We start from the raw sequence: 24,888 nt of genomic DNA on the forward strand, positions 1-24,888 counted from the left end.
TGCGCTGCGATTGGATAGACACGCAGGCTACGGGGTAGGTCCGGGGTGAAAGGGGTTCCATGCGGAGCTTGATGACGGCATGCGCTGTGGCCGCGCTTTTGACTGCCGGAGCAAAAGCGCAAGCGGTTGGCGACGCCGCCCCCGATGCGCGCGAACCGGTCTATCTCGAAGCCGGCGTGCTGATTGACGATCGCGACAACCAACGCCTCTTCGCGCGCGAAAATGTGCGCATGCAAAGCGGCGAGCGCACGCTTTTTGCCGACGAAATCGAATACAATCCGCAAACCGGACGCGTCATCGCCCGCGGCAATGTCCGTCTCTTTCAGGGCGACGAACCGGCAACGCTGGCGGAGTCGATCGAGCTCGACTCCGAGATGAGCGAAGGCGTCGCTTATGGTTTCGCCACCCTGCTCGAGAATGACGGCAAGGCCGCCGCTTCGGTTGCCGTGCGGCGCGCCGACGGCTCGCTGGAGATGACGCGCGGCTACTACACCGCATGCGATTTGTGCGAGGACGGCAGCGGCTCCCCCACCTGGCGTCTGCGGGCCAGCCGCGTGACGCGCGATCTCGACGACCAGATGATCTACTATCGCAATGTGCGGCTGGAGATCCTCGGCGCGCCCATTCTTTACGCGCCGATCTTCGCCCACGCCGATCCGTCTACGCCGCGCCGTTCGGGTTTTCTCATTCCCAGCGTCGATTTTTCCAACCGTCTCGGCTTCAGCTACAAGCAACCCTATCTCTGGGTGATCTCGCCGCATTCCGACCTCGTGGTGGCGCCGCGCTACATGAGCGAGGTCAATCCGAGCCTGGAGCTGCAATACCGCCGCCGCTTCTATTCGGGCGAGTTCGCCTTTTCCGGCAGTGCAACCTACGAGCAGGAATTCGACGAGGACGGCTTTTTCGGCGCCGAGGAATTGCGTTGGCACACTTTTGCCGAAGGCCGATTCAACTTCACGCCGCGCTGGCGCTGGGGCTTCGGCGTTCAGGCGACGTCGGGCGATCTGTATCTGCGCCGGTACGATTTCTCAGAAAGCCCGGATATCGGCCGTGGCATTTACGAGATGCCTAACCGGAACCTGGCCTCCCAGATCTATCTGCAGGGGCAGGGCCAGAACTATTATTCCGATATCGCGGCCATTCGCGTGACGTCCTTGTTCGAAGGCCAGAACGACGACGCCCTGCCCCATATCGCTCCCATCGGACAATTGCTGACCGATCTGCCCTTCCCGGACTGGGCCGGCCTGCTGGAGAGCGAGCTTTCCACCGCCAATCTGGTGCGCGAGGACGGCGACGACTACTTGCGTGCCAGCGCCGGACTGCGCTGGAACCGCTCGACCATTCTGCCCCTCGGCGTACGCTTCGAGCCCTATGCGATCGGGCGGATCGACGCCTATGCGGTCACCGAGACCGACGGGGCAGGTGTCGAGACCGGCTCGCGCAACTTCACACGCGCCCTGGGCGCGGTGGGCACCGACATCAGCTGGCCTTTCGCTCGTATGGACAGCTGGGGGCAGACCATCATTGCGCCGCGCGTCCACCTGGTGTCGGCCACCGGTGTCGATGACGGCGAACGTCCGCCCAACGAAGACAGCCAGATCGTCGATATCGATTCGGTCTCGCTGTTCAGCCGCAACCGGGCCGGCGGCTACGACCTGTGGGAAAACGGGCAGCGCGCCGATGTCGGCATGCTGCTCGAGCTGGATACGGTCAGCGAGTGGCTGCCGGACGCAGAGGTCTTTGCGGGCCGGAGCTACCGTCTCGACAATGAGGTTCCGTTCGGAGCCGGGACAGGCCTCGACAACGAGAATTCCGACTGGGTCGCCGAATTCGGCATTGATCTCGCCGGCTTCTCGATCGACTCCCGCAACCGCTTCGACAGCGAGAGCGGTCGCCTGAACCGCAGCGACGTGCGCGGAACCTTCTCGGCCTGGCGCGTGGGCAGCGCGCTGCGCTATACCAAGCTGACTGCAGAGGCGCCCGGGCAAAACGACGATGAGGAGATCGCAGCCTCGGTGTCGTTCGAGCTGACCGATCGCTGGAGCGTCGGAGCGGCAGCCCGCCGCGACCTCGACACCGACGAAACCCGGACTGCGCAGGCCTCCCTCTCCTACGAGGATGAGTGCACCCGGCTGGACATCATCTACGAACGTGAAAACTACAACATCGGTAACCTCGGTCCGAGAACCTCGGTCCGCTTCCAGCTCACCCTCTTCACACTCGGCGCCCTTCAGGACGATTGATCGCGCGACCGTCTTGCGTCATTGCTTCGCCCATATTGATCGGTATCTTCTCGCTTCCTTCTCCCGACCCGACAGGTTGTCATGGCGTTCAAGTCTCTCATTTGCTCTCTGGTGCCGGCATTCGCCGCGGCCATGCTCTTCGCCGCTCCGGCACCGGCCCAGCAGGTCGAAGGCATCGCGGCGGTCGTCAATGACGAGCCGATCACGACGCTGGACGTGCGCAACCGCATGATGCTCATCCTCACCTCGGCCGGCATTCAGCCCGACGAGGAAACGCTGGCCCGCATCCAGGAGCAGGCACTCGACGGACTGATCGAGGAAACGCTGCAGCTCCAGTCCGCCCGCGACTTCGAGGTCGAGGTTGAGGAAGAGGAAGTCACGGAATCGCTTCGCGACATCGCGGCGCGTAACGGATCGACCCTGGAAGAAATCGATCAGGACCTGGCCTCCGCCGGAGTCGATATCGAGACGCTTCGCCACCAGATTCGCGCCGAAATCGCCTGGCAGATTCTGGTCAATGGTCGCTATGGCAGCCGGGTGCGCGTGTCCGACAACCAGATCGAGGTGGCCCGTGAACGGGTCATAGAAGGGGCCTCCGAGCCTCAGGTCCGTCTTGGGGAGATCCTTATCGAGGCCCCGGGCTCCGGCGATACCAGTCAGGCCGAAGCCGCGATTCAGACCGTCTTCCAGCAGCTCTCCCAGGGCGCGCCCTTCCCGGCGGTGGCCCGCCAGTTTTCCGCCGCGCCCAGCGCGTCGGCCGGCGGCGATACCGGCTGGCAGGCGATCAGCCAGCTTTCGCCGCAGGTTCAGCAAATCATCGCCCAGTTCAGCCAGCCCGGCCAGATTTCCCGGCCCGTTCGCGTTCCCGGCGGCTACCTGATCGTGGCCCTCATCGACCGCCGGGACAGCTCCGTGGTCGAGCAGCTCGAACTCATCCAGATCACGCTTCCAGGCTCGCGCATCACCGAGGATGCGCGCTCCCGGCTTTCGCGCGCGGTGGGCTCCATCGAGTCCTGCGACGCGGTCGAGACGCGCGTGGAGAATATCGAGGGCGTCCTGGTCACCGACCTCGGCACCATTGGCGCCAACGCGCTGGTCGATACGATCCGCAACGCCGTCACCGGCCTGGAGCCGGTGGAGGCCACGCCGCTTCTGGAAACCGCCGCCGGTCTCCAGTCCTTCGTTCTGTGCGGACGTTCGATCGAAGGGGCCGGCATTCCCAGCGAAGACCAGATGGAAGATCAGCTGCGCGGTCAGCAGCTCTCGCTTCTGTCGCGCCGCTGGCTGCGCGATCTGCGCCGCGAAGCGACGATCGAGATCCGGTGAAGCGCCCGCCGCTCGCGGTAACCCTTGGCGATCCGGCCGGTATCGGCCCGGAACTGACTCTCAGGGCCTGGACCGCGCTCAAGGATCGCCGCCATGACTTCATCGCCTACGCCGATCTTGACCAGTTGCGCGAGATCGCAGATCGCCTCCACCTGCCCGCTCCGCGTGCCTGCGAGCCTGAACAGGCCGGCGAGATTTTCTCTCAGGCGCTGCCCGTGCGTCCCGTCCCCTTGCCGGAACCGGCCCGGCCCGGACATCCGGCGCCTGCGAATGCCGCCGCTGTAATCGCCTCGATCGAAGCGTGCGTGCGCGACACGCTGGCCGGACGGACCGGCGGCGTCGTCACCAATCCGATCTCGAAGGCTGTGCTGTACGAGCAGGGTTTCCGGTTTCCCGGCCACACTGAATTCGTGGCGCATCTCACCGCGCATGCCGCCTGGGACGGACCGCGCGGCCCTATGATGATGCTCGCCGCGCCCGAACTGAAGACCGTTCTCGTCACCATCCATCTCGGGCTTCGCGGTGCACTCGATGCGCTCTCGACCGAAGCGATCCTTCACACCGCGCGCGTGACGCTTGCCGCGCTGCGAACCGATTTCGGACTGGCCTCTCCGCGCCTGGCCATAGCCGGATTGAACCCGCACGCCGGTGAAGGCGGTGCGCTCGGTCGCGAAGAGATCGAGATGGTCGCCCCGGCGGTGGAGACGCTGCGCGCCGAGGGCCATGACGTCGCAGGCCCCATGCCGCCGGACACGATGTTTCATGCCGAGGCGCGCGCACGCTACGATGCCGCGGTCTGCCTCTATCACGATCAAGGCCTGATCCCGGTGAAGACGCTGAACTTCCATGGCGGCGTGAACACCACGCTGGGCCTTCCGATCATACGTACCTCGCCCGACCACGGTACGGCCTTCGATATCGCGGGACGCGGCCTCGCGCGGGCCGACAGCCTCATCGCCGCGATCCGGCTGGCTTCCACGATGGCCGAGAACCGTCAGAGTGCGCTCACATGAGCGGCGACACCCTTCCCCCGCTGCGCGAGGTGATCGCGGCTCACGGCCTCAACGCCGACAAGCGGTTCGGTCAGCACTATCTGCTCGACCTCAACCTGACGCGAAAAATCGCGCGCCTGTGCGGAGATATGAGTCAGGCCACCGTGTTCGAGGTCGGTCCCGGTCCCGGCGGCCTGACGCGCGCACTGCTGGAGGAAGGCGCCGGGCGCGTCCTGGCGATCGAGAAGGACAGCCGCTTCCTGCCCGCACTCGAGCAGATCTCTGCAGCGTTCGGCGGGCGTCTCAGCGTTCAGGAAGCCGATGCGCTGAAAGTGGACGAGCCCGCACTCGTGCCCGAAGGCCCGCGCCTGCTCGCCTCCAACCTGCCCTATAATGTGGGCACGGCCCTGCTCATCAAGTGGCTGGAGGCCGATCCTGCCTGGTGGGAGCGCCTGGTTTTGATGTTTCAAAAGGAAGTCGCCGAGCGTGTCGTCGCCCGCGTCGGCGAGAAACAATATGGCCGCCTGGCTATCCTCACCGCAGCCCGCGCAAGCTCGCGATACGCGATGACCCTGCCCGCGCGCGCCTTCACCCCGCCGCCCAAGGTGGACAGCGCGGTCGTGGTCCTCGAACCGCTGGCCGAAGCCGACCGGTTTCAGGATGTCGCGGCGCTGTCGATCGTGACCGAAAGCGCGTTCGGCCAGCGCCGCAAGACCCTGCGAAAATCTCTTGGCCAGGCCGCCAATCTGGCCGCGACAACGTCCGAAGCGCTACTGGAGGAAACCGGGATCGATCCGGGCGCCCGCGCCGAAACCATCCCCCCGCAGGGCTTCATGGATCTCGCCCGCGCCTGGCGCGCCGCCAAGGGATCGTGACGGCGTCCAAAGAGGACACGGGCAAGAGGGCGGGCTCGGATTCACCTGATATCGCCCTCCTCCCGCGCCCCGGGGCGCCTCACCCGCGCCAGCAGCCGTGGAAGCCGAACGGGCAGGCATAGGGCAGACGCCAGCTCGCCTGGGGGCCGGCCGAGAGGTTGAGCGCGTCGAAGACGTGCAGCTCGGTCGCGCGGGCCTCGGCATTGAGCGCGGTGTGCACGATCCAGCCCTCGCCTTCAGCAGACCGGCGGCTGGCCGGAATGAAGAGCGGCTCCTCGACATAGACGCCCGGACCGTGATCGTAGTGGTCGAAGGCACCGGTCAGCACGTTGCGGCGCGCGATTGCGGTGGCCCCGCGCGCCTGGTCCGGCGTCCAGTCGACATGCCAGGTATACTGGCGCCGCTTGCCGGTATAGCGCGGATCGACCTGGGGAAATTCGGCCAGCCCGTCGCCCGGTGTCTCGATGCGGAAATGCCCGCGCGCCCCGAGCGTGACCAGCTGCATGCGCGAATTACCCGCCCAGGGCACGCCGCGCATGATGTCGCGGACATCTTCCAGGATGACATCGGCGTTCGGCGAGAGCGCGGCATCGAGACGGATCGTGCCGTCGCGTTCTTCCCAGCCGCCCCCGAAATGGAACAGGAAGCCGGGCGGCAAGTCCCAGCTGCGCCGCTGGCTCCAGTCATTCTTGTCGATCGCGATGGCCGTCATCGGCACGTCGCCGCGCCAGGCAAACCCGTCCAGGAAAGGCAGGCGCAGACGTTCGTGGTGCAGATTGCCGACCAGGAAGACCAGCGAGCGCTCGGTGATGATGAAGTCGTGGATCATGCCGGTGCCGATCTCGTCCACCAGGCCCGCATCCAGGAGCGTACCGTCCGGACCGATCTTCCAGAGCACGAGCCGGCCGCCATGGGCGTCCTGACCGAAATTCCACACGATGTCAGTCTCCGGCTCGACCTTGGGGTGAGCGGAGAAATGCACGCCGTCCAGCCCGCTGCCCCAGCGGCGCGGCCCGCGGGCCTGCAGCGTGTCGGCGTCGAGCGACCAGGCCGATCCCCCCTCCCACAGGGCGAGGAGCTCGCCGTTCAGCATCATCACCGAGGTATTGGCGACATTCATGTCATCCGGCCCGGTCAGACCGCCCGCATCCGGCGGCATCGAACCGAAGGCCGGCGTCAGGAAACGGCCCGCCGCTTCCTCGGCCTGCCACTTGCTGGTTTCGATGAAGCGCCCGCGATGGGCGATGCGGTTGCCGTCAAGCTGCCAAGCCTGGAGGAAGCCGTCGCCGTCGAACCAGTGGCGGTAGCGCCAGTCCTGGCGCGAATAGCGTCCCGGACCGTTGCGGTAGAGCGTGCCGGACAGGCCGCGCGGCAGGCGCCCGTGCAGACGGCGCGCCTCGCCGTCAAAGCCGGAGGCCGGGGCATCGCGCACGCCCAGCGTCCAGGGGTCGTTGCGGGCATTGGCCTGAAAGGCCTCGTAGATCGGGTCGCCCGACAGCGCCCTGACCGGGGCGCCGAGACCGGCTGCGCCGCCGACAGCGGCAAACAGGGTCAGGGCATGGCGTCGTGACATCTCGGTCATGGAAACCTCCTAGCGAAAGCTGATGGTGTGAACGGTGTTGTCTTCGCCCACGCCGAAGGCGGCAGCCTCCCAGGCGGGCGGGCCGAAACTGCCCATCGCGCTATTGGAAAAGGCGAAAGGCTCGGTCGGGATGCCGACCAGATTGGTGTCAAGCTCGCCGTCCCCGTCCACGTCGTGATAGAGCTTCACGCCGTATTCGCCCGCGGGTACGGCGCCGAGTTCAAGTTCGACCTCGGAGCCTTCCACTGCAGCGCTGGCGGTGAAGGCGGGCTGTCCGCCCGACCAGCTCTCGCCATCGGAAAACACCGCGATCATGAGGCGGCCCTGCGCCTGCTCGATCTGTTCCACCCGCAGGGTGAGGACCGGGTTCGGGGACGGATCGGCCTCGGCGGCGACCGCGGTTGCGACGAGTGCGAGCGCCGCGGCACCGAGAATGTTTGTGAGGGTCAACGTGGTCATGGATACGGGCCTTTCGTGTGGGTTCTGGTTTCAGGTTCGAGACCCACACAGCCCGGGCCGGGCCGCCGCTTCCACCCGGTTTTCGCAAGCTGGCTGAAAGCGTTCGCGAATTACGCTAGATGTTCATTCACGCATCGCGAACGGCACGCGATCGGGGCGGGCAGTACCGGGGGAAGTGAATGAAAACGACACTGCGCAGGCTGGCACCGCCGGTAGGGCTGGTGCTCGTCCAGGGAACGATCCTGGCGATTCTCGGTCCCTACAACACCAACGAGTTCGGCATGCCCTGGGTGTGGATCTACTGGACTTCGCTGATGGGGCTCGGGTTGATCGCCGCCTACGCGTTCGAGCGTGTGTTCGACCGCCATCTCGGCGACTGGCCCCGCCCCGCCTACGCGGTGGCCCAGTCGATCGCCGTCACCTTGCCGGTGACGCTGGCCGTGGCCTTGGTCCAGTACCTGACCGATGGTCCCTTCCCGCTCGAAATTCTGCCGATGATCTTCTTTTTCGTCTGGGTGATCGCCATCGTGATCGTGACGATCACCATGGTTGTGGAAGGGCGCATGGGGGGATCGGGGTCAGCACGCGCAGGAGCGGGCGATGGCGGCCCCGGCGAGGGACCGGCCATCGGCGCGGCGCTCACCGAGAAACTTCCCGTCCGGCTGCGCGAGGCGCCCATCCTCGCACTGCAGGCCGAGGATCATTATCTGCGCGTCCACACCCCGCTCGGCGACAGCCTGATCCTGATGCGTCTGAGCGACGCGATTGCCGCGGTGGAGGCACTGGACGGCGCACGCACGCACCGGTCCTGGTGGGTGGCGCGCGAGGCCGTCACCGACGCGAACAAGAGCGGTGGCCGCGCCACGCTGACGCTCAGCACCGGCGTGCAGGCGCCCGTCAGCCGCACCCATGCGCGCACGCTGCGCGAGGCGGGCTGGTTCTAGGCGGGGTTTGGCCTGCGATGCTTTTGCTCGCGCCTCGGTATGCGGGAGGGGTCGGATGACGGCACCCTGTCCTCTCTGGATTCCGGGTCTCGCTCTGCTCGCCCGGAATGACGAAGGGGTGGGGTTTTTGAGACTACTATGAAGCTTCGTCATCCCGGACTTGCTCCGGGATCCAGAGAGCGTGGAGCGGTGGGAGCGGATGACCCGCCCCCTGCTAGTGCCGCGCGAAGACCTCGCGTCCCTCTTCGCTGAACAGAACGACCTCGTAGGCATCGCTGCGGCCGGGGACTTCCATGCCCGGAGACCCGGCCGGCATGCCGGGCACGGCGAGGCCGAGCGCGTCCGGACCCTCGGCGAGCAGGCGCGCGATGTCTTCGGCCGGCACGTGGCCCTCGATGACATAGCCGTTCACGCGCGCGGTGTGACAGCTTTGCAGATCGCCGGGCACGCCGGCCTCGGCCTTGATGACAGAGAGGTCCTCGTGCTCCTCGACGCGCACGGCGAAGCCGGCGGCTTCGATATGCTCGACCCAGTTCGCACAACATCCGCACCAGGGCGTCTTGTGCACGACCATTTCGTGAGCCTCGTCATGGGCATGGGATGCGTGGGCATCGGAAGCCGGGGCCTGCGCCAGAGCTGTTCCGGCACCGGCCATCGCGAGCAGGCCGGCCAGCAATACAGGGACGAATTTCATGGAAAAGCACTCTCATGCATCGCGGTCATCACCGCCAGAATGGCGACAAGCATAGCCGGTTTCGCGGCTCGTGATGAGTCTCCTGGCACCTGCGACCTGCTATAGGGCTTGCCGCGCGCCTGCTCTACTTATGCACCTTATCGCCTGGAAGCCCGGTTCCCCGATCTCATGACCTCCACTCCGCTTCAGCTCTACTTCGTGACCGCGCCCGGCCTGGAGGCCACGCTGTGCGAGGAGGTGCGTAGCCTCGGCTTTCATGGCGCGCAGGCGCAGCGCGGCGGGGTGTCGGCCTCGGGCGGCTGGAGCGATGTCTGGCGGGCCAATCGCGCCGTGCGCGGGGCCACGCGCATCCTCGTCGAGTTCGCGAGCTTCCGCGTCGTCCATCTGTCCCAGCTCGACAAGCGGGCGCGAAAGCTGGACTGGGGGGCGCTCCTGAAGCCCGGCGTGCCGGTGCGGGTGGAGGCCAGCTGCCGCAGCTCGAAAATCTATCATGCCGGCGCCGCGCAGGAGCGCATTGAAACCGCGATCCGCGAGGCCTTCGGCAGCCCGGTCGACGACGATGCGCCGGTCACGATCCGGGTGCGCATCGACAATAATGTCTGCACGCTCAGCGTGGACAGCTCGGGCGAGCCCTTGCACAAGCGCGGCTTCAAGCTGGCCGTCGCCAAGGCCCCCTTGCGCGAGACGCTGGCCGCCCTCTTCCTGCGCCAGGCCGGGTTTGCCGGGACCGAGCCGGTGATCGATCCAATGTGCGGCTCGGGCACGTTCGCGATCGAGGCCGCCGAGATGGCCGCCGGCCTGTGGCCCGGGCGGGCGCGGACCTTCGCCTTCGAGCAGCTGGCTACCTACGATGCCGGGCGCGATCCGGGCGTCAGCACGCAGGAGCGCACCGTGCCGGAGGGTGTGCGCTTCTACGGCTACGACCGGGACGAGAATGCGGTGCGCATGGCGCGCGAGAACGCGGAGCGGGCCGGCGTGACGGACCTGACTGTGTTCAAACAGCAGCCGATGAGCGCCCTGACCCGTCCCGACGGCCCGGCCGGGCTGATCCTTTCCAACCCGCCCTATGGCGGACGCATCGGCAACAAGGCCCGCCTTGCCGCGCTGTATCGTGCCTTCGGTGACGCGGCCCGGCGCGATTTTGCTGGCTGGCGCGCGGGGCTGGTGACCGATGACGAGAAGCTGGCGCGTGCCACCGGCCTGTCCTTTGCCTATCAGAGCGCGCCGGTCGACCATGGCGGCATCACGGTGAAGCTCTACCTGACCGCGCGTCCGGCCTGAGCCCAAGGGCGAGGCCGCAAGAGGCGAATCGGGTCAGATATCCGTGGTGTGTTGAATCCTGTCAGGAGTGCTGAAACCCGTGGCGCGTTCGGAGTCCGTCTATGTCTGCCAGTCGTGCGGCGACGTCCATGCCAAATGGGCCGGCCGGTGCGACAGTTGCGGATCCTGGAATACGCTTCAGGAGGAGGCCTCGTCCGAGGCGCCGCTCTCTTCCCAGGCCGGCGTGCGCAAGCGGACGACGCGCCGCTCGCGCCTGGAGCTGGTCGACCTGGGCAGCGCGACCGAGGATCCGGCCCGGCTGCAGACCGGCATTGCCGAGTTCGACCGAGTGGTCGGAGGCGGGCTGGTGCCCGGGTCCGCCATCCTGGTCGGCGGCGATCCGGGGATCGGCAAGTCGACGCTGCTGCTGCAGGCGGTCGCGCGCCTCGCCTATGCGGGCGCGAAGGCCGTCTATGTGTCCGGCGAGGAAGCGGCCGATCAGGTGCGCCGCCGCGCGCGGCGGCTGGGCCTCTCCGATGCGGCCGTCGCGCTGGCGGCGGAGACCTCGCTGGAAACCGTGCTCGACGGGCTGAAGGCCGAACAGCCCGACATCGTCATCATCGATTCCATCCAGACATTGTGGAGCGACCAGCTGGCCGCCGCGCCGGGCACGGTCGCCCAGGTGCGCGCCTGCTCCCAGGAGCTGGTGCGCTTTGCCAAGAAGCGTAATACCGCGGTCATCCTGGTCGGCCACGTGACCAAGGAGGGCCAGATTGCCGGGCCGCGCGTGGTCGAACACATGGTCGACACCGTGCTCTATTTCGAAGGCGAGCGCGCCCACCAGTTCCGCATCCTGCGCGCGGTGAAAAACCGCTTCGGACCGACCGACGAGATCGGCGTGTTCGAGATGGCCGATATCGGCCTTCGCGAAGTGGCCAATCCGTCGGCCCTGTTCCTGGACGGGCGCGGCGAAGCGGCCTCGGGCGCGGCGGTGTTTGCCGGCATGGAGGGCACGCGCCCGGTGCTGACCGAGATTCAGGCCCTGGTCGCCCCGGCCGCGTTCGGCACGCCGCGGCGTGCGGTCGTGGGCTGGGACAATGGCCGCCTGGCCATGGTTCTGGCCGTGCTGGAGGCGCGATGCGGGCTTGGCTTTGGCGGACGTGACGTTTATCTGAACGTGGCCGGCGGATTGAAGATATCCGAGCCGGCGGCGGATCTGGCGGTGGCGGCAGCTTTGGTCTCTTCTCACTTCGATACTCCCCTGCCCGCAGACGGGGTCGTGTTCGGCGAGATCGCCCTGTCCGGCGATGTGCGCCCGGTCGGGCGCGCCGATGCGCGCCTGAAGGAAGCAGCCAAGCTGGGCTTCAAGTCCGCACTGACGCCGGCCGGAGCGGAAGACAGCGCACTTCGTGTAACCGGATTTTCAACCGTGCAGGCGCTAGTTCGCCATCTCGATCCTGACAACCAGTAGCAATCGCGGCGCAAGGGGAGTTGACCATGGACAGTCTGGCCGGTTTCGACCTCGTCGCCCTTCTTGTCCTCTTCATCTCCGGCGTCATGGCCCTGATGCGCGGCTTCGTACGCGAGGCGCTGACCGTGACCGCCTTTGTCGGCGCGGCGCTGGCGGCCCTGTGGTGCCAGCCGGTGATCGGCGCGGTGATGCGCGAATTCATCAACAGCGCGGTGATTGCCAACCTGCTGGCCATGGCCATCGTCTTCCTGGTGGTCTATCTGGCCATATCCTTCGTCACCAGTTCGCTGAAACGCAATGTGAAGGATGGCGAGGACGTCAGCGCGATCGACCGCACGCTGGGCTTCGCGTTCGGCGTGGTCCGCGGCCTCCTGCTGCTGGGCCTGGTGGTGCTGGTGTTCAAGAACACCCTGCCCGGGGCCCAGCCAGCCTGGCTGCAAGGCGCGCAGGTCTATCCGCTGGCCGAGGCGACGGCCGACCTGCTCCAGTCGCTCGCCCCGGAAGGCACCTGGGCGGAGGGCGCTGCAGACCGGCCGCGCGAAGACCTTGACGACGACCCGATCGGACGCCTTATCGAGCGCTCAAACGAGGACCCGAATTGATGATCCCCTCCCTGACCTACGATGCCGCCAGCGACAAGGCGCGCGAGGAATGCGGCGTCTTCGCTGTTCGCGATGTCGACGACGCGTCGGTGCTCGTCGCGCTCGGCCTGCACGCGCTGCAACACCGCGGGCAGGAGGCGTGCGGCATCACCAGCTACGACGGGCTGGGCTTCCATTCCGAACGCCGGCTGGGCCTGGTGGGCGACAATTTCACCGACCCCGACACGCTGGCGGGCCTCAAAGGGCGCATGGCGATCGGGCATAACCGCTACTCCACCTCCGGCTCGGGTGCGCTGCGCAATGTCCAGCCGCTCTATGCCGATGTACGCGGCGGCGGCGTCGCGGTGGCCCATAACGGCAATCTGACCAATGCGCGCGCCCTGCGCGAGGAGCTGGTCGCCTCGGGCGCCATCTTCCAGTCGACCTCGGATACCGAGGTCATCATCCAGCTCGCCGCGCGCTCGCGCAAAACCAATTCGGCCGAACGCCTGCTCCAGGCCCTGCGCCAGATCGAGGGTGCGTTTGCCCTGGTCGCCCTCACCAATGACAAGCTGATCGGCGCGCGCGACCCGCTGGGCATCCGTCCGCTGGTCATGGGCCAGCTCGATGACGGCGTGATCTTCGCCAGCGAGACTTGCGCGCTGGACATGATCGGCGCGCGCTTTATCCGCGAGGTGGAGCCCGGCGAAGCGGTGATCGTGTCCGATAACGGAATTGAGAGCCGGCGCTACGCCCCGGCCGAACCTGCCCGGACATGCGCGTTCGAGTATATTTATTTCGCGCGCCCCGACTCGGTGATTTCCGGGCGCTCGGTCTATGAGGCGCGCAAGCGCATGGGTATCCGTCTGGCCCAGGAATGCCCGGCCGATATCGATGTCGTGGTGCCGGTGCCGGATTCCGGCATGACCAGCGCGCTCGGCTACGCCACCGAGATCGGCAAGCCGTTCGATCTCGGCATCATCCGCTCCCACTTTGTGGGCCGGACCTTCATCCAGCCAACCCAGGCCAAGCGCGACCTGTCGGTCCGGCGCAAGCACTCGGCTAACGCGGCCGCCCTGAAGGGCAAGCGGGTCCTGCTCGTGGACGATTCCATCGTGCGCGGCACGACCTCGAAGAAGATCGTGCGCATGGTGCGCGAGGCCGGCGCGAAGGAAGTCCACTTCCGCTCCGCCTGCCCGGCCATCACCCATCCCGATTTCTACGGCATCGACATGCCGATGCGCGAGGAGCTGATGGCTGCCAGCCACGATTCCGAGCGCATGCGCGAAATGCTCGACTGCGACTCGCTCGGCTTCCTGTCGGTCGACGGCCTGTACTGGGCGGTCTGCCAGGAAGCGCGCAACGATGCGGCGCCCCAGCTTGCCGACCATTATTTCACGGGTGAATACCCGACCCGCCTGATCGACCGCGACCGGGCGATCGCGGCGAAAGAGCAGCAACTCTCCTTCCTGGTGGATGCATGAGCGAGAAACGACTTGAAGGCCGCGTTGCCCTGGTCACAGGGGCCTCGCGCGGGATCGGCTATGCCGTGGCCAAGGCGCTTGCCGCCGAAGGCGCGCAGATCATCGCGACCGCGCGCACGACCGGCGCACTCGAACAGCTCGACGACGAGATCCGTTCGGCCGGCGGCCAGTGCACGCTGGTGCCGCTCGACCTGATGGACCCGGAAGGCATCGAGAAGCTCGCCGGCGTCATTGCCGAGCGCTGGGGCAAGCTGGACATCCTGGTCTGCAATGCGGGCGTTCTGGGTCAGATCACGCCCGCCCACCAGATCACCGCAAAGACCTGGAACGAGGTCCTGGGCGTGAACACGATCGTGCCCGCCCGCTTCATCCGCGCGTTCGAGGCGCTCTTGCGGGCCTCAGATGCCGGACGCGCGCTGTTTACCAGCTCGGGCGCCTCGACTAGCCGGCGCGCCTACTGGGCCGCCTATTCCGCCTCAAAGGCCGCGCTGGACGCGCTGGTGCAAAGCTGGGCGAAGGAGCTGGAGGATTGCGCCCTCACGGCCAATCTCGTCGACCCCGGCGCAACACGCACCAAGATGCGCGCCAAGGCCGCCCCGGGGGAGGATCCCGAGACCCTGCCCCATCCCGACGAGGTCGCGCCGCTTTTCGTCGAACTGGCCCTGCCGTCCGAAACCCGCAATGGCGAGATCGTGAAGTTCGAGCGCGGTTAAACCCGCGGCCCGGTTCCCGAAAGACAAACGCCCCGGCGAGCTTCGCCGGGGCGTTTTCGTTCAGCCGCTTGCCTGGCGTCAGGCGAGGCCGACTACCCCCACCGCCTTCAGGCCCATCCAGATGGCCATGGCCATCATCATCAGGTTCTCGGTCAGCGAGATGAAGCCCAGCGGCACATTGCTGCCTCCGCCCACGCACGCGCATTTCAGCTCGCGCTTGTCGATATAGACCGCCTTGAACACTGACACCGCGCCGATCGTGCCGATGAAGAGTGCGACCGGCACGGACACCCAGGTCAGCGCCCCGGCAATCATCAGGATACCGGCCGCGCCCTCGGCAAACGGGTAGACGTAGGAATACGGCACCCAGCGCTTGGCCAGCAGATCGTAATTGAGAAACATGGTCGAGAAGGTCTCGACATTCTGCAGCTTGAGCAGCGCCAGGATCGCCATGCTGAAGGCGATGAACCACTCGGCCGCATGAATCGTGAAGATTGTGCCGAATACGGCGAAGCTCGCCGCTAGCGCCATCAGCGCCGTGATGGAAAACAGTGCGATGACCGGCGTGTAGCTGGTCTCCTCCGGGTCGGAGGCCTCCTTGCCGAAATGCTTGAGCAGGGCGTCATAGCCGCCGATGCGCGTGCCATCGATGAAGATTTGCGGCGTCGTCTTCACGTCGTGCTCGGCCTTGAAGGCCTCGGTCTGCTCACGCGTTTCAAGATGATGGTCGTCGACCTCATAGCCCTTCGAGCGCAGCAAATGCTTCGCTTTCAGGCCATAGGGACAGACATGTTTGTCCATCACCATGCGATACAGACTCGCCGTCCTGGAGCCGGTCTGTGCCGGTGTGTGTGTCGTTGTCATTCGGGCCGCCTTCCTGTTCTGGTCATAACGGGCAGGCCCCCTATATAAGTTCCGTACCATGGTACGGGATCAAGAGGGAAATATGCGCACCATCGGCCAGTTGGCCAAATCGGGCGGTGTCGGAGTGGAGACGATCCGCTTCTATCAGCGCAAGCAATTGCTGAACACGCCTTCACGCGCTGGCGGCATAAGGCGCTACGGCGATGAGGATTTGCGGCGCCTGCGCTTCATCCGCAAGGCGCAAACCGCCGGCTTTTCGCTGGAGGAGATCGGGGAGCTCCTGGCGCTCGACGCCGGGCAGGATCACGCGCGAGCCAGAGAGCTCGCCGTCAATCGCATTGCCCGGCTGGACGAACAGATTGCCGAGATGAGCCGGGCGCGCGACTCCCTCACCCGGCTGGCGCGCGACTGTGCGGGCGACCCGGCCGGACCTTGCCCCATCCTGGCGGCATTCGAGGTCTGAGACCCGCGGGCTCTGGCCCTGTCACCAGTCGACCCGCCCCAGGGCGGAGGCGCTTGGACAGGTCGGCCTATGGTGGTATGATTACAACTGATCACAAAGGATTACATGATGGCGCAGCGCTCCGCATCCGAACCCATCACCGTGCGCACCGACAAGGTGGCGGAAATCGACGCCCTGGCGGGCGCGATGGACCGGTCGCGCAACTACATCGTCAATCAGGCCATCGAGCAGTATCTTCAAGCCAATGCCTGGCAGATGGAGCGGATCAACGACGGTGTTGCCGCCGCCCGGGACGGCAAGGTCCTGCCCGCCGATGACGTGTTTGCGGGTATCGCCGCGAAGCACGGCTGGCCGCGTTGAAGCGTCTGGTCATTGCCGAACCCGCCGCCCGCGATCTTGAAGCGATCGTGGACTACATCGCGCTGGACAACCTCACCGCCGCGCAGAGCGTGTATCAGGCTATCGTCAGCGCGGCAGAGCAACTGCCCGAGTTTCCAGCCCTGGGCCGTCCTGGACGCTACCCGGAGACCCGCGAACTCAGCGTCGCTGATTTGCCCTACCTGATCGTCTACCAGGTCACCCTTGATGCGGTGACAATTGTGGCAGTGTTCCACGCCGCCCGCGATCTGGCGCGGGCGCTGGATGACAGGCTGAAGCCCGGCTGACGCCGGCCCGCCGCCGGCCCCTATTTCTTCTTCTGGTCCACGTAGGGGTTTTTCCCGCCCTTCACGATCAGGCGGATCGGCACGCCGGGCATGCCGAAGGCTTCGCGAATACCGTTGACCAGATAGCGCTTGTAGCTCTCGGGCAGGTAGGAGGCGCGCGAGCACATCATCACGAAGGTGGGCGGGCGGCCCTTGGTCTGAGCGATATAGCGCGGCTTGACCCGGCGCCCGTCCACGGCCGGAGGCGGGTGACGCTCGGTCATCTCGCGCAGCCAGTCATTGAGATCGCGCGTCTTCACCTTGGCGCGCCAGTTCTTGTGCAGCTTATCCACGGTCGGCATGATCTGGTCGAGGCCCCGCCCGGTCTGGGCTGAGATGGGCAGAAGCGGCGCCCCCTTGATCTGGGGCAGCATCCGGTCGAATTCCTCGCGCAGATACAGCAGCGTCTTCTGCTTGTCGGTGACCGTGTCCCACTTGGAAATCAGGACGACCAGGCCGCGCCCCTCGGTGATCACCCGGTCGGCAATGGTCAGGTCCTGCTTCTCGAATGGGCGTTCTGCGTCGACCAGCAACAGGACGACTTCGGCAAACTTGATGGCGCGCAGCGTGTCGGCCGCGCTCATGCGTTCGAGCCGGTCATCCACCTTGCCGCGCTTTCGAAGACCGGCCGTGTCGTGCAGGCGCACGCGGCGCTCGTCCCATTCCCATTCCACGGCAATGGCGTCGCGCGTCAGGCCCGCCTCGGGGCCGGTAATCATGCGCTCCTCGCCGATCATGGCATTGACCAGGGTGGACTTGCCCACATTGGGTCGGCCCACCACCGCAATGCGCAGCGGCGGCTTGTCGTCCTCGTCCTCATCCTCGGCGTCGGGATCGAACAGATCGTCCAGATTGCGGCGGGCGCGTGTCTTCTTCTCATCGCCCATGCCCAGCGTGCGCAGGCCCGTCAGCACCGCGCTATAAAGCTCGGCCATGCCTTCGCCGTGCGCAGCCGACAGCGGCACCGGCTCGCCCAGGCCCAGGCCCCAGCTTTCCAGCAGACCTTCGTCGCCCTGCTTGCCTTCGCACTTGTTGACGACCAGCACGACCGGCTTGTCGGCCTCGCGCAGGACTTCGGCGAAGCGCTCGTCGAGCGCCGTGACGCCGTCGCGCCCGTCAATCATGAACAGGCAGACATCGGCCTCTTTCAGCGCCGCTTCGGTCTGGGCGCGCATGCGTGCCTCGATCCCGTCGCGCGCGTCTTCATAGCCCGCGGTATCGATCAGGAGCAAATCGAGATCGCCCAGCCGGCCGCGCGCCTCGCGCCGGTCGCGCGTGACGCCGGGCCGGTCGTCGACGATGGCCAGCGGTTTGCCCGCAAGGCGGTTGAACAAGGTGGACTTGCCGACATTGGGTCGGCCGACCACCGCAAGAACCGGCGGTCTCATGGCAGTATTCCTTCTGCGTGCGGCCGGAAGAACCGGCCACGCGTCCTAGCGGTAGGCCGAGAGCCGACCGTCATCGCTGAGGACATACACGGTCTGATCGGCAATGACTGGCGGGACGAACACAGCTTCGCCCACATCGCGGTCGCCCATGATTTCGCCGGTGCTGGCATCCACCAGCAGCAGGCTGCCGCGCGAGCTGCCGATGACCAGGCGTCCGCCGGCCATGATCGGACCGGCCCAGGCGATTCGCTGGCGGCGCTTTTCCGCATTGCGGAAGGCGCCAAGCTCGGTCAGCCAACGCAACTGGCCGGTGTGGCGGTCCAGCGCGACGAGTTCGGCCTCGGTCGTGATGAGGTAGAGATAGTCGCCGACGAGCCAGGGTACGTGCAGGCCGCCAATCTCCTGGGTCCAGATGCGTTCGCCCGTATTCAGGTTGAACGCGGCCAGGATGCCCGAATGGCTCATGGCGTAGACGCGGTCATTGGTCACGACCGGGCTGCCGGAAATATCGTTGATCGTCGACATCGGCGTGAGGCCGCCGGTGCGCGTCAAGGAGTCCGACCACAGAACCGAACCGTTCGACACGCGCAGCGCGACCAGCTCACCCGAGCTGTAGGGCGCGATGACGATTTCGCCGTACACGGCCGGGCTCGGCGCGGTCAGCAGACGCGCGCTTTCCGAAATACCGCGATGGGTCCAGAGCACTTCGCCGGACGTGGCGTCGATGGCGAACAGCTCGTTATCGTCGGTGGTCAGGAAGACGCGGCCATCAGAAACGGTCGGGGCCGAATGGAAGGGGGTGAAGGCGGTCTGGCGCCAGATTTCCTCACCCGTACTGGCGTCGAGCGCCACGACGAACTCCGCGCCGCGGTGGGCGTAGACACGCCCGCCATCGACCGCAATGCCGCCGCCGAACGCCATGCGGTCCGCGCCGCCGCCACCGCTGCCGCCCACGAACGGGATGAAAGACAGGCCGAAGCCGCCCCCGTCGTCGTTCTGCGTCTCGACCCGGTTGCGCTGGATCCGCCGGTCCCAGAGCCGGTCGCCGGTTTCCGCGTTGTGCGCCGAGATACGTCCTTCCGCGTCGATCGCGTAGATCACGTTGTCGAGCACCACCGGACGCGCATTGATGCGGCGGTCGCGGGCCGAACCCTGGCCGGCGCGCACACGCCAGACGCGGTTCAGATCGCCGTCGGCGGCGGTGTGCTGCATGGCATGGCTGGGATAGCCGTCCGGCTGCGGCCAGCGGTCATTGGTGTAGGTACCGGGCAGGTCGATCGGCTGACCGAACTGGTCGGAGCGCTCGATCGTCTGCTCAAAGGCCAGCACCGAGATACGTTCGGAGGCGGCCGGCGCGTTCGGATCGTCGGTTTCCTCGCCCGAGAACGGGTTCAGGGCGTTCAGCCGTTCGCCCGCGCCGCAGGCGCTCAGGGCAAGCGCGCAGGCGCCAAAGCCGGCCAGGCGCAGCAATTGGGTCATGGTCACCATCTAGTTTTCCTCACCCTCGCTCGCCGGGGTCTGCGCCTCGGCCGCGGGGGCCGGTGCGCGCTGTGCGATCAGGGCCAGGGCTTCGCCGGCCCGGCGCTGGAGATTTTGCGGAACGTCCAGCGAAAACGCGATCTGTTCGTAATGGCTGCGCGCCTCGTCCCAGCGCTCGGCCTGGATCGCGGCAAGTCCCATCAGCTCGCGGGCCAGTGGACCGGCCGGGCCCGTGCCTTCGGTCAGCGGTTCGGCCCGCAGCACGACGTCGTCATAGGACAGCTCGCTCTGCTCGATCAGCAGCGCCTTGTAGCGCGCGGTGTCGCGCGTCAGCCGGTCCGGAGCGGCGCTCGCGGCCTGTTCGAAGAAGCTGGCCGCCTCGTCCCGGTTGCCCGCTTCCAGCGCCAGGGCGCCGCGCTGCATCAGCGCCAGTGCCCGGTAGCCGCGCGTACCGTCCTCGGCCAGCGTGGTCAGGGCCGCGTCGGCGCGCGCCGTATCGCCGGACTGGTAGGCCTCGATGGCCTCCATCATCTGCGAACCGGCAGCGGCCCGGTTCGCGCTCTCGTTCGCGCCATACCATTGATAACCGGCCACACCGAGGATCACCGCGGCGGCAGCGCCCAGCACCCAGGGCCCGTAGGTCCTGAACAACTGGGTATAGCGTTCCTTGCGAAGTTCTTCTTCGACTTCGTCGAATACGTCGGCCAATCGGGGCGCTCCGGAAATTTCGAGGTTTTAAAACGTGGCGGGACCCTAGCCGCAGGCGGCGGGCCGGGCAATACGGGCGTGCTGCTTAGCCAGCCTTCACATGATAGACGTGTTCGGGGCCGGGAAAACTGCGCGCGCGGACCTCCTCGGCAAAGCGGCGCGCGGCCTCGTCGGTCAACCCGCGCAAATCGGCGTATTTCTTCACGAAACGCGGCACCCAGTCGGACTGGCCCAGCATGTCGTTGACGACAAGAACCTGGCCGTCGCATTTCGCCGACGCGCCGATGCCGATGGTCGGCGCGCTGACCGCCGCGCTGATCTCTTCGGCCAGATCCTGCGACGTGCCCTCGATGACGATGGAAAACGCGCCCGCCTCGTCGGTCAGGCGCGCCTCTTCCAGCACGCGGTCGCGCTCGGTCTGGCTGCGGCCCTTTGCCTTGAAGCCGCCATCGGCCAGCGAGGCCTGCGGGCGCAGGCCGACATGGCCCATCACCGGCACGCCGCGCTCGGTCAGGAAGCGCACGGTTTCGGCGGCAAAAGCGCCGGTTTCCAGCTTGACCGCCTGCGCGCCGGTCTCGGCGAGGATGCGCGACGCGTTCTCGAAGGCCTGCTGCGGGCTCTTCTCGTAGCTGCCGAACGGCATGTCGATCACCACCAGCGCCTGGCGCGCGCGGCGCATCACCGCCTGGCCGTGCAGGATCATCATCTCCATCGTCACCCCGATCGTGCTCGGCAATCCGTGCACGACCATGCCCAGCGAATCTCCGACCAGCAGCACATCGCAATGGGGGTCGAGAAGACCCGCGGTCGGCGCGTCGTAGGCGGTCAGGCAGACAATGGGCTCACCGCCCTTGCGGGCACGGATGGAGGGCGGGGTCTGGCGTTTGACCGGTGTCTCGGATTGGGCGGACATGGAGGCTACCTTCAGTCACTGGCTCGCGAATGCGCGCACCATAACCCGCTTTCGTATCGGCACAATCGGTCGCGCGATGCGCTAAAGCGCGCCCCGGCGCGGCATCACGGCGGCGAAGGCCAGCGCGAAGGCAGCGGCAATCGCGCCGACCAGCAAATGAGGCTCGATGCCCGCCCCGGCCATGGACACCTGGGGCAGCGTCTCGCCCAGCCAGGCTCCGGCGCGCGGCAGCTGGCTTCCGGCCAGAAGCGCACCGGCGCCGCCCGCCGCGGCGAGCGCCCAGAAGCGCGCCCGCTCGGGCCGTTCCAGCCGCGCGATCAGCGTCTGGGTAAACTCGTCGCGCGCATAGCGCGTCTCGAGCGGTGCGCGCGCCTCGTCGAACATCGCCGACAGGTGTGCGTCGAAGCCGGAATTGAAGGATGGGTCGGTCGAACCGGTCATGCGGCCATCTCCCTCTGCTCGAACCAGGCGCGCAGCTTGTCGCGCCCTCGATTGACATGGGACTTCACCGTCCCCAGCGCCAGCCCCGTGATCTCGGCTGCCTCGCCATGGCTGAGCCCGTTGGCGTAGCAGAGAATGACACAGGTGCGCTCATCGGCTTTCAGCGTGGCCAGCGCCCGGTCGAGATCGAGCGACTGGCCGGCCGTGGACGGGGCGGCCCCGATCTCTTCGGGCTCGCGCGCCAGGGCGTCCTCGGTGCGCCGCGAAGCCCGGGTCTTGCGCGCCTGCATCAGGAACTGGGTGTAGGCGATCCGGCACAGCCAGGCCTTGAAGCTGCCCGATCCCGAATACGCATCGATCTTGCGATAGGCCTGCACGAAGGTGTCCTGGGCCAGATCCTCGGCCAGCGCGTGGTTGCGGCACATCCGCATCAGCATCGCCCGCACCAGGCCCTGATAGCGGCGCACAAGCTCGCCGAAGGCGGCGGCGTCCTGCGCCGCCGCCACCAGCGAGACCAGCTCTTCATCGCTCAGATCCACGGGCGATCCATCCTTAAGCCGGCAAACTGGCTGCTTCAGTCGTCACGCTTGCGCCCGAACCAGCCGAACAGCAGCAGCACGACGCCGATGAAGCCGGGGAAGCTCGCAATCGCTGTCATGATGGGCAGCACTTCGCTGGCCTCTTCCGGCTCGACCATGCTGATGGACCAGCCCAGCACGAGGCAGCTCAGCGCGATCGCGATCAGGATCGCACCGGGTTTCAGATCGCCGCCGGACGATTTCTTCGGCATGCCGAGCGCGCGGACCGTCTCCGGCGACAGCGGCTGGCCCTCGCGGACCGCCTCGCGCACCGTATCGAGCACGGCTCTGCGGTTACGCGAGGTAAAATGCATGGACAGCCAGACAATGGCGACAACCATCGCAAACAGGCCGAGTGGAACCAACAGACCCTCATCCATGGGGTATCTCCTTTGTGTCAGCTGTGTCCGGCCAACCGATATTCCCGGACATCTGACTCCTAGATGCCGGGGGGTGTGACTTCGGATGCAAACCCGATCACCGCGACGCCGAAGAGCTGCATATGGAACAGCGCCAGCAGGCCGGCGAGCGCGAGCCCGATCACGATCGCGGCGGCATCGGCCTTAAAGCGTCCGGGATTCTCGAACTCGCCGCCGCGGATAAAGTCTTCAAGCAGCGTGACCACCGCCCAGGCCGCGAAGCTGCCGAACAGAATGATGTTGGCCAGCTCGCCATTGGCGACCAGATGCGCCGCCGACCACAGCAGCACGCCAATCGTCATCGGATGGCGAAGCTGAGAGCGGATGTGCGTGGGCAGATAGGCCGCCACGACCAGGACCAGCGACGCCGGTACCAGGACAAGCGCGACCGTGCGCGTCCAGGCCGGGGGCAGCCACAGCTCTGGCGACGGGTGCGACAGAATGTGTCCATAGACGATCAGCGCCAGCCCGATGGCCGACAACAGAGAATAGAGGACGGCAAACAGCCCCTCGCCCATGGCGCGCGCGGTCACGTCGCGCAGCCCGACGAGGCGGATCGAATGCACACCCAGAAAAATAACCAGTCCGACAATCAAGACGCCCATCAGGCCCTCCCACAATCGGGGGGAGACTAGGCCGAGTCCGGCAGCGCTGGCGAGAATGACACACGTCACCGCGCAGGTTTTGCCCGGTGTGTGGCCGGCGTGCCGATGGGGGGGGCGTCCCCGGAGGATTTTGTTCCCGGCGAAGGCCGAAGTAAATCAGAGGCTCAAACACGCTCTTGCCCCGTCCTGCCCGCGAACCATCGGAAGGCAAGCGTAGAAAGCCCTACCCGGCGCGCGTCAGACCGCGATCAAGATAGCGATAGGCCTGCCATGCCAGACCGGACACCACGAGACCGGCGACGAGGACGGGGGCGAGCGTCTCACCCAGCACACGGCCGGCTTCGCCGAGCGCGGGACCGCTGAAGGCCAGGGCCGGCACCGTGATCGTCAGCAGGACGAGACCGACAAGGACTTCGCGCACCAGACGGCGGCGGGCGCCGCGTGCCATCACACCGGCCCGGAAATCCGCATCGAAGGCGGGGGCATCGAGCGCGCCCAGAGCGTGGATCAGGTCGTCATCGGTCATCGGTCTTGTCCTTGCAGAAGCTCGCTCAGGCGGGCGCGCCCTCTGGCAATATGGGACTTTACACTACCCAGCGGCAAATCGAGAATCTCCGCCGCTTCCTGATGGGTCCACCCACCGGCCAGGCAGAGCGCGATGGCGCCGCGCTGCTCCACGGTGAGCCGGGCCAGCGCCCGGGCCGCCGCCATCGCGGCCTCGCCCGCCATTCCGGTATCGCAGGGCTGCACGCTGGCAAACGCCTCCTCGCGGCGTCCGCGCCGGGCCTCGGCCCGTCGGCCCTCGCGCGCCTTGCGCCAGACGATGGCCAGAAGCCAGGAGCGGAACCGCTCCGGCTCACGCAGATCGCCCAGCCGCGTCCAGGCATGAAGGAAAGCCTCCTGCGCGATATCGTCACCATCGGCCGGATTGGCCGCGAGGCGGCGCGCAAAGTTCCGCGCCGCCTGTCCGTGACGATCCACGAGCCGGCCGAACGCGAGGTCCGAACCGGCCCGGGCCGAGGCAATCAGCGCGCTGTCATCCCCCCCGCGCGCCATGCTATTTGCGGCGGCCGCCGAAGAGGCTCGCGCCCAGGAAGGCGACCGACAGCACACCCAGTATCATCGCCACGAAGTAGAATTCCTCATTGCGGCCGAGCATCTCGCTATAGCCGGCATAGGCGAACACTCCCGCCAGCCCGGCAAACAGGACGACCAGGAAGGCCGATCCGCCGCCGGAGCTGCCCGACGACGACGACGTGCCCATGCCGCTCCAGTCTTCCTCGTCCTCATCGTCGCGGTCCAGGCTGGCGATCAGGTCGGCCGGCGCCTCCTTGCCGGCGGCGGCATAGGTCTTGATCAGATCGATCTTCGCCTTGGTCCGCTGGTAGCGCATCACGCTGTTCCAGCCGCCGGCCACGAAGAAGGCCAGCGGGAAGAGCAGCCACCAATAGCTGGAAAAGAAGTCTGCGGCTCCGTAATCGTTCATTTTTCCGTCTCCTCTCCTGCCCGTCATTCCGGGCGGTTCGAGAGTAAGTGGCCGCGAGAGACGGGTCTGGATGCAGGCGGGTGAAATTTATTTTGGATGGGCGCGCCCTCTCCTGGGTCCCAGCTTTCGCTGGGAGTGAGACGTGGAGGTAGGACCGAGAGAGAAGAAACCTGTCACCCCGAACGGTCGGAGACCGATCCGGGGTGACGAGGAGTT

At 66.6% G+C, this 24,888-nt stretch carries 28 protein-coding genes; 13 read left to right on the plus strand and 15 right to left on the minus strand.

Annotation, left to right across the window (positions count from 1 at the left end; all coding sequences use genetic code 11):
• Positions 1–71 precede the first annotated feature (71 nt).
• The 4 genes from E5162_RS05385 (at position 72) to rsmA (ending at position 5,436) form a co-directional block, all read left to right on the plus strand.
• On the plus strand, positions 72–2,243 hold the full coding sequence (locus tag E5162_RS05385; RefSeq protein ID WP_158291203.1) for an LPS-assembly protein LptD: 2,172 nt from the start codon (positions 72–74) through the stop codon (positions 2,241–2,243).
• Positions 2,244–2,324: 81 nt separating this feature from the next.
• Positions 2,325–3,569 carry a peptidylprolyl isomerase gene (locus E5162_RS05390; protein WP_135943903.1) on the plus strand — a complete coding sequence of 415 codons (1,245 nt, stop codon included), beginning with the start codon at positions 2,325–2,327 and terminating at the stop codon, positions 3,567–3,569.
• The gene (pdxA, locus tag E5162_RS05395; protein ID WP_135943904.1) at positions 3,566–4,582 is read left to right on the plus strand and encodes a 4-hydroxythreonine-4-phosphate dehydrogenase PdxA; all 1,017 of its coding nucleotides are present in this window, start codon (positions 3,566–3,568) and stop codon (positions 4,580–4,582) included. Before E5162_RS05390 ends, pdxA begins: the two co-directional genes overlap by 4 nt.
• Positions 4,579–5,436 (plus strand): 16S rRNA (adenine(1518)-N(6)/adenine(1519)-N(6))-dimethyltransferase RsmA, encoded by an 858-nt coding sequence (gene rsmA, locus E5162_RS05400; protein WP_135943905.1) that lies wholly within the window; start codon positions 4,579–4,581, stop codon positions 5,434–5,436. The genes pdxA and rsmA overlap by 4 nt, the downstream gene beginning before the upstream one ends.
• 79 nt (positions 5,437–5,515) lie before the next feature.
• Here the strand turns inward: rsmA and E5162_RS05405 are convergent, their stop codons facing one another.
• Both E5162_RS05405 and E5162_RS05410 read right to left on the minus strand, forming a co-directional pair.
• Positions 5,516–7,018 carry a carotenoid oxygenase family protein gene (locus tag E5162_RS05405; protein WP_135943906.1) on the minus strand — a complete coding sequence of 501 codons (1,503 nt, stop codon included), beginning with the start codon at positions 7,016–7,018 and terminating at the stop codon, positions 5,516–5,518.
• A 9-nt stretch (positions 7,019–7,027) separates the two neighbouring features.
• A complete protein-coding gene (locus E5162_RS05410; protein ID WP_135943907.1) occupies positions 7,028–7,477 on the minus strand; it encodes a DUF2141 domain-containing protein in 450 nt (149 codons plus the stop codon).
• Between the two features lie 179 nt (positions 7,478–7,656).
• On the opposite strand from E5162_RS05410, the gene E5162_RS05415 reads away from it, so the two are divergent.
• The gene (locus E5162_RS05415; RefSeq protein WP_206751041.1) at positions 7,657–8,421 is read left to right on the plus strand and encodes a LytTR family DNA-binding domain-containing protein; all 765 of its coding nucleotides are present in this window, start codon (positions 7,657–7,659) and stop codon (positions 8,419–8,421) included.
• Positions 8,422–8,635: 214 nt separating this feature from the next.
• Here the strand turns inward: E5162_RS05415 and E5162_RS05420 are convergent, their stop codons facing one another.
• The gene (locus E5162_RS05420; protein ID WP_135943908.1) at positions 8,636–9,115 is read right to left on the minus strand and encodes a DUF411 domain-containing protein; all 480 of its coding nucleotides are present in this window, start codon (positions 9,113–9,115) and stop codon (positions 8,636–8,638) included.
• Positions 9,116–9,283: 168 nt separating this feature from the next.
• On the opposite strand from E5162_RS05420, the gene E5162_RS05425 reads away from it, so the two are divergent.
• The 5 genes from E5162_RS05425 to E5162_RS05445 all read left to right on the plus strand — a co-directional run bounded on the left by E5162_RS05425 (position 9,284) and on the right by E5162_RS05445 (position 14,624).
• Entirely contained in the window at positions 9,284–10,396 is a 1,113-nt protein-coding gene (locus tag E5162_RS05425) for a THUMP domain-containing class I SAM-dependent RNA methyltransferase (RefSeq protein WP_135943909.1), read from the plus strand.
• A 79-nt stretch (positions 10,397–10,475) separates the two neighbouring features.
• On the plus strand, positions 10,476–11,846 hold the full coding sequence (gene radA, locus E5162_RS05430; RefSeq protein ID WP_135943910.1) for a DNA repair protein RadA: 1,371 nt from the start codon (positions 10,476–10,478) through the stop codon (positions 11,844–11,846).
• 26 nt (positions 11,847–11,872) lie between these two features.
• Positions 11,873–12,448, plus strand: a complete 576-nt coding sequence (locus E5162_RS05435; protein ID WP_135943911.1) for a CvpA family protein — start codon at positions 11,873–11,875, stop codon at positions 12,446–12,448.
• A complete protein-coding gene (gene purF, locus E5162_RS05440) occupies positions 12,448–13,911 on the plus strand; it encodes an amidophosphoribosyltransferase (RefSeq protein ID WP_135943912.1) in 1,464 nt (487 codons plus the stop codon). The genes E5162_RS05435 and purF overlap by 1 nt, the downstream gene beginning before the upstream one ends.
• Positions 13,908–14,624: an SDR family NAD(P)-dependent oxidoreductase gene (locus E5162_RS05445; protein ID WP_135943913.1), complete on the plus strand. Its 717-nt coding sequence runs from the start codon at positions 13,908–13,910 to the stop codon at positions 14,622–14,624. Before purF ends, E5162_RS05445 begins: the two co-directional genes overlap by 4 nt.
• A gap of 78 nt (positions 14,625–14,702) precedes the next feature.
• On the opposite strand, the gene E5162_RS05450 is transcribed toward E5162_RS05445, so the two are convergent.
• Positions 14,703–15,488: a MauE/DoxX family redox-associated membrane protein gene (locus tag E5162_RS05450; RefSeq protein ID WP_206751042.1), complete on the minus strand. Its 786-nt coding sequence runs from the start codon at positions 15,486–15,488 to the stop codon at positions 14,703–14,705.
• A gap of 58 nt (positions 15,489–15,546) precedes the next feature.
• Here E5162_RS05450 and E5162_RS05455 point away from each other — a divergent pair, with 58 nt between their 5' ends.
• From E5162_RS05455 to E5162_RS05465, 3 genes are all read left to right on the plus strand, one after another.
• On the plus strand, positions 15,547–15,951 hold the full coding sequence (locus tag E5162_RS05455) for a MerR family transcriptional regulator (RefSeq protein ID WP_135943914.1): 405 nt from the start codon (positions 15,547–15,549) through the stop codon (positions 15,949–15,951).
• Positions 15,952–16,056: 105 nt separating this feature from the next.
• Positions 16,057–16,311 carry a CopG family ribbon-helix-helix protein gene (locus E5162_RS05460; RefSeq protein ID WP_135943915.1) on the plus strand — a complete coding sequence of 85 codons (255 nt, stop codon included), beginning with the start codon at positions 16,057–16,059 and terminating at the stop codon, positions 16,309–16,311.
• Positions 16,308–16,616, plus strand: coding sequence for a type II toxin-antitoxin system RelE/ParE family toxin (locus tag E5162_RS05465; RefSeq protein WP_135943916.1), 309 nt, complete (start codon positions 16,308–16,310; stop codon positions 16,614–16,616). The genes E5162_RS05460 and E5162_RS05465 overlap by 4 nt, the downstream gene beginning before the upstream one ends.
• A gap of 20 nt (positions 16,617–16,636) precedes the next feature.
• On the opposite strand, the gene der is transcribed toward E5162_RS05465, so the two are convergent.
• The 11 genes from der to E5162_RS05520 all read right to left on the minus strand — a co-directional run bounded on the left by der (position 16,637) and on the right by E5162_RS05520 (position 24,672).
• Positions 16,637–18,043, minus strand: a complete 1,407-nt coding sequence (der, locus tag E5162_RS05470) for a ribosome biogenesis GTPase Der (protein WP_135943917.1) — start codon at positions 18,041–18,043, stop codon at positions 16,637–16,639.
• 45 nt (positions 18,044–18,088) lie between these two features.
• Complete coding sequence (locus tag E5162_RS05475; protein WP_135943918.1) at positions 18,089–19,531, minus strand: outer membrane protein assembly factor BamB family protein; 1,443 nt, start codon at positions 19,529–19,531, stop codon at positions 18,089–18,091.
• Positions 19,532–20,230: a tetratricopeptide repeat protein gene (locus tag E5162_RS05480; protein WP_158291204.1), complete on the minus strand. Its 699-nt coding sequence runs from the start codon at positions 20,228–20,230 to the stop codon at positions 19,532–19,534. It abuts the gene before it with no gap.
• 85 nt (positions 20,231–20,315) lie between these two features.
• Positions 20,316–21,143: a 3-methyl-2-oxobutanoate hydroxymethyltransferase gene (panB, locus tag E5162_RS05485; protein ID WP_135943920.1), complete on the minus strand. Its 828-nt coding sequence runs from the start codon at positions 21,141–21,143 to the stop codon at positions 20,316–20,318.
• A gap of 81 nt (positions 21,144–21,224) precedes the next feature.
• Complete coding sequence (locus E5162_RS05490) at positions 21,225–21,584, minus strand: hypothetical protein (protein ID WP_135943921.1); 360 nt, start codon at positions 21,582–21,584, stop codon at positions 21,225–21,227.
• A complete protein-coding gene (locus tag E5162_RS05495) occupies positions 21,581–22,123 on the minus strand; it encodes an RNA polymerase sigma factor (RefSeq protein WP_135943922.1) in 543 nt (180 codons plus the stop codon). Before E5162_RS05495 ends, E5162_RS05490 begins: the two co-directional genes overlap by 4 nt.
• Positions 22,124–22,158: 35 nt before the next feature.
• Positions 22,159–22,542 carry a DUF6249 domain-containing protein gene (locus tag E5162_RS05500; protein WP_135943923.1) on the minus strand — a complete coding sequence of 128 codons (384 nt, stop codon included), beginning with the start codon at positions 22,540–22,542 and terminating at the stop codon, positions 22,159–22,161.
• 59 nt (positions 22,543–22,601) lie between these two features.
• Entirely contained in the window at positions 22,602–23,186 is a 585-nt protein-coding gene (locus tag E5162_RS05505) for an NnrU family protein (RefSeq protein WP_135943924.1), read from the minus strand.
• Positions 23,187–23,409: 223 nt separating this feature from the next.
• Entirely contained in the window at positions 23,410–23,712 is a 303-nt protein-coding gene (locus tag E5162_RS05510; RefSeq protein ID WP_135943925.1) for a hypothetical protein, read from the minus strand.
• Positions 23,709–24,242 (minus strand): RNA polymerase sigma factor, encoded by a 534-nt coding sequence (locus E5162_RS05515; protein WP_135943926.1) that lies wholly within the window; start codon positions 24,240–24,242, stop codon positions 23,709–23,711. Before E5162_RS05515 ends, E5162_RS05510 begins: the two co-directional genes overlap by 4 nt.
• Position 24,243: 1 nt before the next feature.
• Entirely contained in the window at positions 24,244–24,672 is a 429-nt protein-coding gene (locus E5162_RS05520) for a hypothetical protein (protein ID WP_135943927.1), read from the minus strand.
• Between the last annotated feature and the right edge of the window lie 216 nt (positions 24,673–24,888).

The organism is Marinicauda pacifica (assembly GCF_004793635.1).
Taxonomy (GTDB): domain Bacteria; phylum Pseudomonadota; class Alphaproteobacteria; order Caulobacterales; family Maricaulaceae; genus Marinicauda; species Marinicauda pacifica.

Coding starts and splice junctions, on each gene's coding strand:
- E5162_RS05435 (WP_135943911.1), top strand. CDS start 11,873: ATGGACAGTCTGGCCGGTTTCGACCTCGTCGCCCTTCTTGTCCTCTTC.
- E5162_RS05460 (WP_135943915.1), top strand. CDS start 16,057: ATGATGGCGCAGCGCTCCGCATCCGAACCCATCACCGTGCGCACCGAC.
- E5162_RS05455 (WP_135943914.1), top strand. CDS start 15,547: ATGGTACGGGATCAAGAGGGAAATATGCGCACCATCGGCCAGTTGGCC.
- E5162_RS05500 (WP_135943923.1), bottom strand. CDS start 22,542: ATGGATGAGGGTCTGTTGGTTCCACTCGGCCTGTTTGCGATGGTTGTC.
- E5162_RS05490 (WP_135943921.1), bottom strand. CDS start 21,584: ATGACCGGTTCGACCGACCCATCCTTCAATTCCGGCTTCGACGCACAC.
- E5162_RS05510 (WP_135943925.1), bottom strand. CDS start 23,712: ATGACCGATGACGACCTGATCCACGCTCTGGGCGCGCTCGATGCCCCC.
- E5162_RS05415 (WP_206751041.1), top strand. CDS start 7,657: ATGAAAACGACACTGCGCAGGCTGGCACCGCCGGTAGGGCTGGTGCTC.
- purF (WP_135943912.1), top strand. CDS start 12,448: ATGATCCCCTCCCTGACCTACGATGCCGCCAGCGACAAGGCGCGCGAG.
- E5162_RS05390 (WP_135943903.1), top strand. CDS start 2,325: ATGGCGTTCAAGTCTCTCATTTGCTCTCTGGTGCCGGCATTCGCCGCG.
- E5162_RS05425 (WP_135943909.1), top strand. CDS start 9,284: ATGACCTCCACTCCGCTTCAGCTCTACTTCGTGACCGCGCCCGGCCTG.
- E5162_RS05505 (WP_135943924.1), bottom strand. CDS start 23,186: ATGGGCGTCTTGATTGTCGGACTGGTTATTTTTCTGGGTGTGCATTCG.
- E5162_RS05450 (WP_206751042.1), bottom strand. CDS start 15,488: ATGACAACGACACACACACCGGCACAGACCGGCTCCAGGACGGCGAGT.
- E5162_RS05405 (WP_135943906.1), bottom strand. CDS start 7,018: ATGACCGAGATGTCACGACGCCATGCCCTGACCCTGTTTGCCGCTGTC.
- E5162_RS05385 (WP_158291203.1), top strand. CDS start 72: ATGACGGCATGCGCTGTGGCCGCGCTTTTGACTGCCGGAGCAAAAGCG.
- E5162_RS05520 (WP_135943927.1), bottom strand. CDS start 24,672: ATGAACGATTACGGAGCCGCAGACTTCTTTTCCAGCTATTGGTGGCTG.
- der (WP_135943917.1), bottom strand. CDS start 18,043: ATGAGACCGCCGGTTCTTGCGGTGGTCGGCCGACCCAATGTCGGCAAG.
- E5162_RS05410 (WP_135943907.1), bottom strand. CDS start 7,477: ATGACCACGTTGACCCTCACAAACATTCTCGGTGCCGCGGCGCTCGCA.
- E5162_RS05475 (WP_135943918.1), bottom strand. CDS start 19,531: ATGGTGACCATGACCCAATTGCTGCGCCTGGCCGGCTTTGGCGCCTGC.
- E5162_RS05420 (WP_135943908.1), bottom strand. CDS start 9,115: ATGAAATTCGTCCCTGTATTGCTGGCCGGCCTGCTCGCGATGGCCGGT.
- E5162_RS05445 (WP_135943913.1), top strand. CDS start 13,908: ATGAGCGAGAAACGACTTGAAGGCCGCGTTGCCCTGGTCACAGGGGCC.
- panB (WP_135943920.1), bottom strand. CDS start 21,143: ATGTCCGCCCAATCCGAGACACCGGTCAAACGCCAGACCCCGCCCTCC.
- E5162_RS05515 (WP_135943926.1), bottom strand. CDS start 24,242: ATGGCGCGCGGGGGGGATGACAGCGCGCTGATTGCCTCGGCCCGGGCC.
- rsmA (WP_135943905.1), top strand. CDS start 4,579: ATGAGCGGCGACACCCTTCCCCCGCTGCGCGAGGTGATCGCGGCTCAC.